General features: G+C 63.1%; 7 protein-coding genes. 2 read left to right on the top strand and 5 right to left on the bottom strand.

Annotated elements, in window-relative coordinates:
* Positions 1-263 precede the first annotated feature (263 nt).
* The 3 genes from GX414_13370 to GX414_13380 are packed head-to-tail and all read right to left on the bottom strand — an operon-like array spanning position 264 to position 4371.
* Positions 264-728, bottom strand: coding sequence for a (2Fe-2S)-binding protein (locus GX414_13370; protein NLI48090.1), 465 nt, complete (start codon positions 726-728; stop codon positions 264-266).
* Positions 719-3025, bottom strand: a complete 2307-nt coding sequence (locus tag GX414_13375; protein NLI48091.1) for a xanthine dehydrogenase family protein — start codon at positions 3023-3025, stop codon at positions 719-721. The genes GX414_13370 and GX414_13375 overlap by 10 nt, the downstream gene beginning before the upstream one ends.
* Positions 3013-4371, bottom strand: a complete 1359-nt coding sequence (locus tag GX414_13380; GenBank protein NLI48092.1) for an amidohydrolase family protein — start codon at positions 4369-4371, stop codon at positions 3013-3015. Before GX414_13380 ends, GX414_13375 begins: the two co-directional genes overlap by 13 nt.
* A 418-nt stretch (positions 4372-4789) precedes the next feature.
* On the opposite strand from GX414_13380, the gene GX414_13385 reads away from it, so the two are divergent.
* Positions 4790-6259, top strand: coding sequence for a serine protease (locus GX414_13385; GenBank protein ID NLI48093.1), 1470 nt, complete (start codon positions 4790-4792; stop codon positions 6257-6259).
* Positions 6260-6376: 117 nt separating this feature from the next.
* Positions 6377-9460 carry a peptidase M4 family protein gene (locus tag GX414_13390; protein NLI48094.1) on the top strand — a complete coding sequence of 1028 codons (3084 nt, stop codon included), beginning with the start codon at positions 6377-6379 and terminating at the stop codon, positions 9458-9460.
* Between the two features lie 813 nt (positions 9461-10273).
* On the opposite strand, the gene GX414_13395 is transcribed toward GX414_13390, so the two are convergent.
* Both GX414_13395 and GX414_13400 read right to left on the bottom strand, forming a co-directional pair.
* Positions 10274-11734, bottom strand: coding sequence for an insulinase family protein (locus GX414_13395; protein ID NLI48095.1), 1461 nt, complete (start codon positions 11732-11734; stop codon positions 10274-10276).
* Positions 11731-12373: insulinase family protein (locus GX414_13400; protein ID NLI48096.1), on the bottom strand; the 643-nt coding region annotated here is incomplete at its 5' end. The genes GX414_13395 and GX414_13400, both read right to left, overlap by 4 nt.

Genomic DNA, 12373 nt, shown 5'->3' on the forward strand with positions numbered 1-12373 from the left:
ATCGGTGAATGGGTGAATCGGTGAATGGGTGAATCGGTGAATGGGTGAATCGGTGAATGGGTGAATCGGTGAATGGAGATTAGAATCCGGGTTCTGTGAACCAGGGCCCAGAACCCAGGGTCCAGGTCCGATGTCCGAAGTCCGATGTCCGATGATTCGGAAACGAGCCTCGGGTCTCGAGCCTCGAGCCTCGATTACGATGACGATGACGATGACGATGACGAATTACGAGCACGAATCATCAACCATCAACCACCAACCGATCACCGGTGGTAGAACGGCGCGGCGGACTCGATGGCGTCGACGATCTGCTGGTAGCCGGTGCAGCGGCACAGGTTGGCCGAGATGGCCCGGCGGATCTCCGCCCGGGTGGGCGACGGGTGCTTGAGCAGAAAGGCGTGGGCGGTGAGCACCATCCCCGGCGTACAGAAGCCGCACTGGATGGCGCCGTGGTCCACGAACGCCTGCTGGAGCGGATGCAGCGTGCCGTCGGGCGCCGCCAGCCCCTCGATGGTGAGCAGCCGCCGCCCGGCGGCATCGGCCACGGTCTGGCGGCAGGCGCGCACCGGCCGGTCGTCCAGCAGCACCGTGCAGGCGCCGCACACCCCGATGCCGCAGCCGTTCTTGGCGCCCGTCAGGTCCATCTCCTCCCGGAGGAACTCCAGCAGGCGGCGCGGACCGTCGCTGTCGGGCACCGTGACGGCGCGTCCGTTGATGGTCAGCTGCATGGCGCCTCCTCTTTTGAGCCCGGCTCGGCGCCGGCGGCGAGTTCCGCGGGATCGACGCGCACCGGCTGCTCGCAGTACAGCCGGCCGGTGGCCGCGGCGACGGCGTTGGCGATCGCCGGCGCCATCAGCTCGTTGGTGGGCTCGCCGATCCCCTTGGCGCGCGAGGGGGAGAGCGGGTCCGGATTCTCGACGATGTCCGCGTGCATCTCGGGCAGGTCGGTGGCGCGGGGGATGCGGTACCGGTCGAAGTTCAGCGACCGGATTCTACCCGCTTTGATTTCCACCGCCTCGGTCAAGCCGTAGCCAAGTCCCATGGCCATGCCGCCGTAGTACTGTCCCAGGAGCATGGGCGGATTCACCGCCCGGCCCACGTCGTGGGCCGCCCACATCCCCAGCACCTTCACCTTGCCGGTGCGGCGGTTCACCGTGACCTCGGCCGCCTGGCAGCCGTAGACCCAGGTGAAGTAGGCGTTCCCCTGCCCTGTCGCCTCGTCCCACGTCACGTGCGGCCCCTGGAAGACGCCGAACGCGTACGGGTATTCCTGGGCCTGCCACATCTCGCGCACCGCCTCCTCGACCGTCAGCCGCGCGCCGCCGGGGCCCCAGACGGCGTCGTCGCGGAACGCCACGTCGCCGGGCGCGCAGCCCAGGCGCGGCGCCAGCACGGCGGCCATCTTCTCCTTGAGCGCACGGGCGGCATGGACCACCGCGCCGCCGCCCATCAGGGTGCCGCGCGAAGCCACCGTGGTGCCGCCGTCGGGGATGCCGGACGTGGACGCCTGGCGGTAGCGGATCCGCTCCCGGCGCACACCGAGCTCGTCGGCCAGCAGCAGCACCATGGCCGACTCGGCGCCCTGGCCGTTCTCGTGGATGCCCGTCTCCAGCAGGATGGAGCCGTCGAACTGGACGTTGACGATGGCCGAGTTGAAGTCCTTCCCCTCGGCGCCCAGACTCATGCCGCGGTAGCTCATGGCCAGGCCGACGCCGTACAGCTCGTCGCCGTCGGCGCGGCCGTGCGCGCAGCGGGCGCGCTTGGCCTCATAGTCCGACTCGGCCACCACGCGGTCCAGCACCTGCTCCAGGCTGACCACGTGGGTGTCCAGCACCTGGCCGGTGATGGTGGTGTCGCCCTGGCGCACCATGTTGCGGCGGCGGATCTCCAGCGGCGAGATACCCAGCCGCTCGGCGGCCATCTCCACGAGCTGCTCGATGCAGAAGTTGACCTGGGGCGAGCCGAAGCCGCGCATGGCGCCGGTGAAGACGTTGTTCGTGTAGACGCCGTAGGTGTCGCACGCGACGTGGGGCACCCGGTACGGGCCGCAGCACTGGACGGTGGAGCGCCACGTCACCCACGGCGTCACCGAGCAGTAGGCGCCGCCGTCGGCGACGATGCGCACCGCCACCGCCTGGATGCTGCCGTCGCGGGTCAGGCCCATCCGGTAGTGCAGCCGGTACGGGTGGCGCTTGTAGCTCTCGCGCACCGACCATTCCCGGTCGTAGGTCAGCTTCACCGGCCGGCCGGTGAGCCGCGCCGCCAGGGCCGCCCGGGCGCAGACGATGGCGGCGGTGTCGTCCTTGCCGCCGAAGCCGCCGCCCATGGGGACGGAGCGGACCTCCACGTCGGCGAGCGGCACACCGAGCAGCGCCGCGGTGAAGCGGCGGGTGCTGAACGGGTGCTGCATGGAGCCGTAGATCTCCATCACGCCGTCGGGGCGCGGCACGGCCACCGCCGCCTCGGGTTCCAGGTAGGCATGCTCGATGAACGACGTGCGGAACGCCTGTTCCACGACGACGTCGGACGCGGCGAATCCCGCGGCCACGTCGCCGCGGCGGACGCGGTGGTGGTTGATCACGTTGGAACCGTGCGCCTCATGCACCAGCGGCGCGCCGGGCCGGAGCGCCTCCTCTGGGTCCAGCACGGCGGGGAGCGGGTCGGCGGTCACGGTGACGAGCCGCGCGGCGGCCACCGCCGCGGCGCGTGTCTCGGCCACCACCACCGCCACCACGTCGCCGTGGCAGCGGATCGTGTCGCCGGCGAGCATGTGGTAATCCTGCAGAATTTGGCCGAAGGTGACGCTGCCCGGCACGTCGGCGGCGGTGATCACGCGGACCACACCGGGGGCGGCGGCGGCCGCGGCGGTGTCCACGCCGCGGAGGCGCGCATGAACGTGGTCGGTGTACACGGGCACGGCGTGGAGCAGGCCGTGGAACTTCAGGTCGTCGGCGTAGCGGGCGCGGCCGGTCACCTTGGCGACCGCGTCGTTGCGCCAGGCGCGGGGCGGATTCACTTCAGACATAGGCACTCTCCTCCCGGCGCGTCCGGCTCCAGGAGCGCGCCGTCCCCCGCCACCAGCCGGCCGCGGCGCCAGACGGCCCGCACCGCCAGCCGCGTGGTCATACCGGGGTAGGTTTCCCACGTGTCGGCGACGCTGGAGCGGATGGGCCGCTCGGGACCCGAACCGTCCACCAGCACGACGTCGGCGTCGGCGCCCGGCTGGATGGCCCCCTTGCGCGGGTACAGCCCGGCCACCTGGGCCGGCCGCAGGGCCAGGTACTTGGCCAGCTCCGGCAGGCCCGTCTCGGGGCAGTCGCCGAAGGCGCGGTACACCAGCGGCACCAGCGCGCCGACGCCCGCCACGCCGTACGGCGCCCAGGCCAGGCCGCGCAGGCCGGTTTCCTTGTCGGCGCGGCGGTAGGCGCAGTGGTCGGTGGCGAACAGGTCCACCGCCACCACCAACGCCGCGCGGCGCAGCGCCGACGCCTCGGCCGCCGGCCGCAGCGGCGGCGTGCAGAGCCACCGGTAGCCGTCGGCGCGCTTCAGGAGCGTCTCGTCCAGAAACAGGTAATGCGGGGCGGTCTCGGCGGTCACGGGCGCCCGCTCCCGGGCCCGGGCGATGGCTGCGGCCGCCGCTCCGGTGGATACGTGCACCACATGAACCGGCGCGCCGGTGGCGGCGGCGATGTCGATGAGCTGCAGCACCGCGGTCAGCTCGGCCAGGACGGGGCGCCGCAGAGCGTGGTCGCGGGCGCTCCCCGTGGCCCGGTGGAGGTTGGCCGCCTCGTCCAGGACGTCCTCATCCTCGCAGTGCACCAGGCTGCGCGCGCCGGTGTCCCGCAGCCGCTTGAGGATCTCCGCCAGCTCCCGGTAACTGGTGTAGAGCCCGGCCTCGCGGTACGTGGTGTAGAACTTGAACGTCCGGAAGCCGCGGCGGAGCTGGGCGGCGATCTCCTCCCAGCCGGCCCGGTCGAAGCGGGTGGGCGTCAGGTGCCAGAAGTAGTCGCAGTGGCTCCGGCCGGCGGCCTTGGCGGCGGCGCGGTCCACCGCGGCGGCGAGGGTCTCGTGCGGCCCCTGGGTGACGAAGCCGCCCAGGGTGGTGATCCCCTCCACCAGCGCCGCCGCGCTGCCGGTGGTCCAGGTGTCGGCCAGCACCCACGGGCCGATCCGGTCGTCGAGGTGGACGTGCAGGTCGGTCATGCCCGGCAGCAGCCACAGCCCGCCGGCGTCGATCACCTCGGCGGCGGCGGGCGCGGCGAGGGCCTCGCCCACCGCGGCGATCCGGCCGTCCTCGAGCAGAACGTCGACCGGTGCCGGTCCGTCCGGCAGGCACACCGTGCCGCCTCTGATCAGGGTCGGGGGGATCATGGCGCCATCATAGCACGCCCGCCCCGGATTGACCACCCACGGCGCTCTGGATGAAGTGCCGCACGCTGCGGCGGCACGACGGTCTGGAGTGCGGCGGCATGACGCCGCTCTGGATGGGCGCGGGACGCGCTTTCGATAGCGCGTGAGCACCCTGGCGTGCGGCGGCTTGACACCGCTTTGGATTCCGGAAAAATATACAAGGCGACGGTCGGCCGAAATCAAACGGCGCGTCCCGCGCCGATCCAAAGCGCAGCCGAGCCGGCGCATTCGAGACTGTTGCCGCAGAGCAACGGCGCATTGCCCGAACGCCCTGTTTTCATTGACAACTGGCTCAACCGGCTGCCATGTGGTTTCGACCGGAAAGTATGGTAGAATATTACCTAAGCGAAATGATATTGGAACAACCAGGGGGCTCGCGATGCGTCGCAGCACGTTGGGCATCATCCTCGTTGCGCTGACGACATGGGGAGCAGCCCAGCAGTCAGCTCGTACTCCGGCTGAAATTGCCCGAAACACCGGCCAATCAATCTGCCTCATCGCCACGCAGGACGATAAAGGAAATCTCACGGGTCTGGGGAGTGGTTTCGTCTGCGCCAACAATCGCGTGGCGACGAATTTCCATGTGATACAAGGAGCCACAAAGATCTACATCAAGTTCAAGAACGGAGGCGCATACGTCGCAGAACAGCTCAGTGGTTTTGACACGGTAAATGATCTGGCCATATTGAGATTAGGACAACTGTGGAAGACGCCGCTCAAACTGGGCGATTCCGAAAAAATTCAACCAGGTGAACGAGTGGTGGTCATCAGCAATCCTCAGGGATTGGAAAATACCGTCTCCGACGGACTCGTCAGCGGACTTAGGGAACTGCTCGCCGAACAGATTTGGATTCAAATCTCCGCACCCATCTCTCCAGGAAGCAGTGGCGGACCGGTGTTCAACGATCGCGGCGAAGTGATCGGCGTCGCCGTGGCGGGATTGACCAGTGGGCAAAACCTGAATTTTGCAATTCCGGTCAATTTCCTCAAGACTCTTCTTGAAAATGACCAGGTGATCAGTCTCAAACATCTGTCTCGTTTGAAACCGCAACCTCAGGTGCAAGATCACGCGGCCGAACCTAAAAACGACTTTATCCTGGACGGCGCGTGGGAGGCCACCTTCAGTGATTCAGCCGGTTCGGGCAAGCTATACTTCAACCTGATTCAGAACTCAAAGGGTGAAGTGGCCGGAACGTATACCGCCTCAACCGGCGGCGGCGGAACGATTAGCGGACAGGTTGCCAATGGGTCGCTGGCCTTCGAACTGACCCAGAACACCGCCGGGTGCCCGGGTATATACAAGGCACGGGTCCAGTCAGTGGGCGATTCAATGATCGGGACATATTACGGCCAGGATTGCAACGGTCCGCATCAAAATGGCAACTTCACCATGAGTCGGGCCGTGGCAGGCGCACCGCCGCCGCCAACCGCACCGCCTTTGCAATACCTGCCTGGTGATGTCAATGAACTTCGTCATGTGCGGACGGTCATGGTGTTCACGGGCTATGATTTGAGTTACCGCGAAATGATTGTCAAAGAGCTGGCCAAGGAGCCGTCGATCACCGTTGTCACCGATCCGAAATATGCCGACGCCGTCCTGGTTTTCGGCGCCGACATTTATTCGTTGGGCACCTACACCTACGCCTGGCGCGACATGTACGGCAACGCCTGGGCCAGCAGCCAACCGAGAGCCGCCATTGCAGGTCAGGGATATGTGATTCGTCTTGAGCCGCCGAGTATCATCCGGGTGTTGTGGGAATTTAAAGACACCCAGACTACTAAATTCGAACGCCATCCCGCCAAGAATTTCGCTCGCAACTTCATCAAGACGATTCAGAGCTTGCGCTGATCGCGTTCGAGCCGGCGATTCATTTGATCTTCGTTTGTTGCAAGAGCGCAGTTGACGATGAATGCCAGACTGTTCGATTAGATAGCGATTCTCAATGAGAAATATCCAGGGGGTATCATGCAATCTTCTCTGAAACGCACCGCGTCGGTCCTGTCGGTGATGATGGTCGGTCTGATCTGGGTTGGCTGGGCGGCCTCACCATCAACGCGCCATCGCCCGCTCCGTTCTGTAGATCAACCGGTCAGGACGCCGATGACTCAGCCAGCGGTGTTGATTCCCCAGTCGATCACCTCGGCTAAATCAGCTTACAGCACGCCGATGTACCTGCGGGGTGCGCTCGGTGCGATAACAACCGAGGACCCGGTGGCTGCTGCAACCAGTTTCCTCAAGACTTTTCGTTGTCTGCTCAAGCTGGAAGACGGTGACAATGATTTCCAACTGCTGACGGCTTCGCGCGATGATCTCGGCATGGCGCATGTGAAGTTTCAACACGTGTACAGCGGCATCCCGGTCTGGCCCGAGCAAGTCATCGTCCATGTCAACACCTTGGGGCAGGTGTACTGTTTCAACGGGATCTACCAGAACATCCATGTGGACGCACTCAACCCCGGCGTCCCCGCAGATGAGGCTGAAAACATCGCGCGTCAATCCCAACCGTGTCCCGTGGATATCGAAGCCTCAACGAAACTGGTCATTTACAATTTCCATACTCCAGCCCCAACTTTGGCTTGGGAAGTTGAAATGAAGCCGCTGGAAGTGTACCCGTACCATTACCGGGTTTTTGTGAACGCAAAAACCGGTGAAATCACAAACAGCATCGATGAGGTTTACACGGGTTACGCCACAACCTCTTCGGGCATATTGATCCACAACAGCCAGGCAGTGACCCTCGATACATGGCACTATGATGACGGATACACTTATCTGATAGACGCGTCAAAGAGCATGTTCCCGGGATACCTTGATGTTAATACTTTTCAAGGAACGATAGTCATTCTTGATAAAAGTAGCGGATGGATTTTCACTCCCGTCATTTATGACCCCAATCTGGATAACACATTCAATGATAACTATGCGATCATGGCTGGTGGCACTGCCAGTTATCATGTGAGTGAAGTCTATGATTACTTCTACGATACCCACAATTGGACCGGTTTCAGCAACACAAGTGGTTCGATAAAGGTCTATGTAAACGATATCTCCAATCTGGATAACGCATATTACGTAAACAACAGCATCACACTCGGAGCGGGCGGTGTATGGTCTAACAACTGGGCTGCGGCCCTTGATCTGACTGCTCATGAGTATGCCCATGGCGTGACCGATGCCACTTGCCGTCTGGTTTATCAGTACGAATCAGGTGCGATGAACGAGTCCATGTCCGATGTGATCGGTTGCCTGGTGGATGACGCCAATTGGACTCTTGGCGAGATAATCATAAAAACTAATCCTTTGGGGGCGACTGCTTTCAGAAACATGGCCGATCCGCACAACGGGCAACCCACCAACAGCCCTCTCTGGCAACCGGCACATATGAGCGAGTTTGTGTCCATGTCGGTGAACGATGACAACGGTGGCGTTCATAAGAACTGCGGCATTCCAAACAAGGCATTCTATCTGACAGCAGCCAGTATTGGCCGCAGCAAAGCCGAGCGCATCTACTTCCGCGCCTGGACCAACTACTTCACGGCGAACACCGATTTCTCCGCGGCCCGTCTGGCGATCGAACAGGCCGCCATCGACCTGCATGGCAACAATTCAGCCGAGCATAACGCGGTCAAATCAGCGTTTGATGCGGTTGGGATCGCCGGCGGGGCCGGGCCGGCCGATGACTATTTCCTGTATTTCCCTTTGGCCGCGAATTTTGAGTACTTTGGCAAGACCTTCGATAACACGCTGTGGATCATCAACACGCAAGATCAGACCGTGCACTATGCCCTGGATCTGTATAACTGGCAGGGCGCCGGTGCGGGCACCACCGGGAACCGCACGTTGGCCGCCCACGCGATGGAAGGGTGGATAATGCCGGACAATTCGAATATGGGGATAGCGACGGCCGACGGCCGGATCATCGGAATCTGCGATCACAAATCCCCCGACGGCTATGTTGCCGTCTCGACCACGCCAGCCGAAATATTCACAAATGCCATTTTCATTCCTCATATTCCGTCCACATACCCGGTCTGGTTCTCGCTGTGCGGCATCGCCAATGTGACCGACACGGTGAGTGATGTGATTTATTTGGATAACGATGACAAGGGAGCTCTCTTTGATTTGGCTGCACCATACTCCAGTGCATTTTTCGATTTTGAGCTGCTGTATATGGATCTTTATGGGGAGCTGCCGGATCCGGCCGAGCTCGGCGGGCTTTGGGGATTTTTTGCGAATTACGATCTGGATCTTCAAAAGGTCCTGGAGCCCAATCTGGTCGGGACCGAGATTTTTGGTCTCAAGGCCACAAACGATTGTGCCGGGCTGAACTTGGATCCCTTCGTGGGGCGGACGCTGCTCTTCAGCCACATCGCCAATCCGCCCCAGGGATGGTGGACCGGCATCGCAATGGTCAGCCTGTCGGTCGATCCCGATCCGAATGACGCCGTCACCACACACCCGATCCTGATCACGGCGTATACGGAAGCCGGTGAGATGCTGAAACAGACCGTGACCGAGATCCCATACCTGGGCAAGATGGCGTATCAGGCGCACACCTGGCTGGTGGATGGACAACGCGTGATACCGGACGACGCGGATTGGATCTTGGCTTCGAGCATGCAGGAGGGATATTCAATTACCGGCTTCGAATTGTTTGGCTTACAGAATCCGCCGGCGGGGATCGACGGGTTGGCCGGTCTGGAGGCGGCCAAAATCGTGAGTCAGCGGTTGTTGTTTCCCCGCGTGGCCAACGGAAATGCGTTGGGAGATGGTTTGCAGCAATGGACGGGCATCGCCGTGATCAACCCCAACGCCGCTTCGGCGAATTTGACTTACCGTTTGTACAACATGAATGGCAATCTAATCCAGACCCGCCCGAAGACGATCGGCCCGTATATGAAGGATATCGGTTTTGCCAATGAATTGTTCAGCATCGGCGATTTCTGGGGGTGGGTGACCGTGGATTCCAATCTGCCCGTGACCGGCTTCGAGGTTTTTGGCTATCAGGATTATCGGTCGATTGCCGGCGTCACGGCATTCAACGAATGACGGGTGGCGCATGAAAATCCTCATGGCAGGTTCATCAGAAATATTTTTGTTTTAACCCACCACCTCCCGCTCTGGATCTGCGAAGATCGTAGGGCAAAACCGTGGGGGCCGGGCCGTCGCACGTCGCAAGACCCCGGCGCCCGCGTCCCGCGGGGAACCAGAGTGCAGACTTGTCTGCGCACTCCAAACCAGAATCCAGAGCACAGAAGTCTTTGCGCGCTACAAACCAGCAAAATGTCACAATGGTCTGGCGTGCGGTGGTATGACGCCGCTCTGGATGGGCGCAGGACTCGCTTTCGATAGCGCGTGAGCGCCTTGGAGTGCGTTGGCTTGACACCGCTTTGGATTCTGGAAAATATACGATGCGATGGTCGGCCGAAATCAATGGTCGGCCGAAATCAAACGTCGCGTCCCGCGCCGATCCAAAGCGCAGCCGTGTCGGCGCACTCCAAACCAGCAGACACCCACGGCAGTCTGGAGTACGGCGGTCGTGAGGCCGGTTCACCGGCCTTGGATGGGAACAGCCCGTCGCTTCTTCGACGGGGAAACGTTTGTTGTTGCTGTATCAGCGTCCCCTTCAGAGGGCCCGATGAGCTCGGAGTCCCCAGCTCCTTTCCTTTCCCTTCTCTCCTATCTCCCACTTCCTATCTCCCACTTCCTATCTCCCACTTCCTATCTCCTATCTCCTCCCTGCTCGCTGTTCACCATTCACTATTCGACTTTGACGCTGACACAAAAACAGGGCGGCCGAAGCCGCCCTGTCGTGCATTTTCGATGGATCGAACTCGCGCACCGAAGTGCGCGAGATACGGGTTACGGCGTTACTTCGCCGGTCATGGGATCCACGAGCGAGACCTTGTGGACCTTGCCCAGCTTGTCCAGCGGACCCGGCCACTGCGCGCCGCCGGCGTTGCACGGCTCCCAATCGCCGACGATCAGGATGACCATCCCGTCGGGATGGATGTATCGGTTGGCCACCTCGCGCACCCGTTCCTTCGTCACGGCACGGATGTGGTCGCGGTACTTCTTGTAGTAATCCATGGGTTTCCCCGTGAGCTCCATGTCGGCGAAGGTGTTCATGGTGTTCATGGGCGACTCGAACACGCTGGAGAAGCTTTCCAGGTAGAAATTGACCGCGGTCTCCAGCTCGGCGTCCGAGACGGGTTCTGTGCGGATCCGGTCAAACTCCGCCTGGATCAGCGAAATGGCGTAGCCCACCGTCTCCGACTTGGTCTGGACGTAGCCGGCGAACGTGCCGGGGAAGCCCCAGCGGTACGTGAACCGGCTGCCCGTGTTATAGGCCAACCCCTCGTCGGAGCGCACCTTGGTGGTGATGCGGGAGGTGAAACTGCCGCCGCCGAGGATGAAGTTCATCACCTGGACGGCATAGTAGTCAGGGTTGGACTCCTCGATGCCCAGGTGGCCCAGGCTGACATAGCCCTGGTTGATGGCCTTCTGAACGAAGTAGACGCCCGGCTCCGGCTGAGCGAACTCATGCGGGATGGCGGGCGCCGCGACGGCCGCCCCGGTCCAGCCGGCGGCGTGGCGCTCCACCGCCGCCTTGAGGTCGGCGGCTTTGAAATCGCCGGCGGCCGCCAGGATGATGTTCCCGGGCACAAAATATTTCCCGTGGAACGCCTTGAGTTCCGCCGCGGTGACCGCCTCGTAGGTGGCCTTGGTGGGCCGCCAGGTCAGCGGGTGGTCGCCGTAGAGGAGCTTCTCGTACTCGCGGCTCAGCACCTCGCTGGGCTGGTCGTTGGTCTGCCGGAGCTGTTCGATCAGCCGCGCCTTGGTCAGGCCCAGCGGCCCTTCGCGGAATTCGGGATGCCGGAGGACGTCGAAGAAGAGCTCGAGACCTTCGTCCATGTCCTTGCTCAGAACCCACAGGCTCAGGGTCGAGGTCCGCTCGCCCACGGCGAACGTCAGCGAGCCGCCGAGGAAGTCGATGCGTTCCTCGATGGCGTCGCCCTCGCGGGTGGCGGTGCCGCCGGTGATGAGGGTCCGGCTCATCACCGCGCCGAGACCGGCCTTATCCTTCGGCACATACGCGTCGCCGAAATTCACCAGGGCCGACAGGGTGAAGACGGGCAGGCTGTGGTCTGCCTGGACGTAGCCGCGCAGCCCGCCGGCGAACGTGGTTCGGCAGGCGGCCGGGTCGGGCGGTTCGTACTGGAGCGGGGGATATTTCAGGTCGGCCGGCCGCTGGCCCTGGCCCAAACAGGCGGCGCCGCACCCCAGCGCGAGCGTCAGGATGAGGGTGATGATCTTGTTCATTGGGCGCCTCCTTTCTCGGCGGCGGGCCGTCCTTCCGGCGGGCCGCCGGGTCGTCCGCCGGGCCGCGGGCCCGGCCGCATCCCGTCACGGCCGCCCGTCTGACGTGTGTAGATGGCGGCCAGGCTGTTGTCCTTGACGAAGTAGGCCTTGGCCACGCGCTGAATGTCGGCGCTGGTCACGGCCTTCAGCGCTTCCTGGTCCGCCAGCAGGGCGCGCCAGCCACGGTGCAGCTCGGCGACACCCACCAGCCGGGCCATCCCCATGGACATGCCCATGAAGCGGTAGAACATGGCCTCGGAGCGGTTCTTGGCCTTCTGGAGCTCGTCGGGGGTCACGCCCTCCTGTTTGATCTTCTCGAGCTCGACCCAGATTTCCTTTTCCAGGTCCTCCGGCGTGACGCCCTTGTCAATCCGGGGCATAGCGTTGAAGGCGAACGCACCCACGTACCACTGGGCCTGGCTGGAGGCGGAGACGCTCACGGCCATCTCCTTCTCCTTGATGAGACTCTTTTGGAGCCGGCCGGTCTCGGCGCCGCCACCGCCGCCGCGAGGGCCCATGCGCATGCCGCCGGAGGTGAGAATCGACGCCAGGAGCTGCAGCGGCGCGGCGTCGGCATGCCCTTCGGCTGGCGTGTGGAAC

Source organism: Acidobacteriota bacterium, assembly GCA_012517875.1.
Classification (GTDB): domain Bacteria; phylum Acidobacteriota; class JAAYUB01; order JAAYUB01; family JAAYUB01; genus JAAYUB01.

Coding starts and splice junctions, on each gene's coding strand:
- GX414_13395 (NLI48095.1), bottom strand. CDS start 11,734: ATGAACAAGATCATCACCCTCATCCTGACGCTCGCGCTGGGGTGCGGC.
- GX414_13370 (NLI48090.1), bottom strand. CDS start 728: ATGCAGCTGACCATCAACGGACGCGCCGTCACGGTGCCCGACAGCGAC.
- GX414_13375 (NLI48091.1), bottom strand. CDS start 3,025: ATGTCTGAAGTGAATCCGCCCCGCGCCTGGCGCAACGACGCGGTCGCC.
- GX414_13380 (NLI48092.1), bottom strand. CDS start 4,371: ATGATCCCCCCGACCCTGATCAGAGGCGGCACGGTGTGCCTGCCGGAC.
- GX414_13385 (NLI48093.1), top strand. CDS start 4,790: ATGCGTCGCAGCACGTTGGGCATCATCCTCGTTGCGCTGACGACATGG.
- GX414_13390 (NLI48094.1), top strand. CDS start 6,377: ATGCAATCTTCTCTGAAACGCACCGCGTCGGTCCTGTCGGTGATGATG.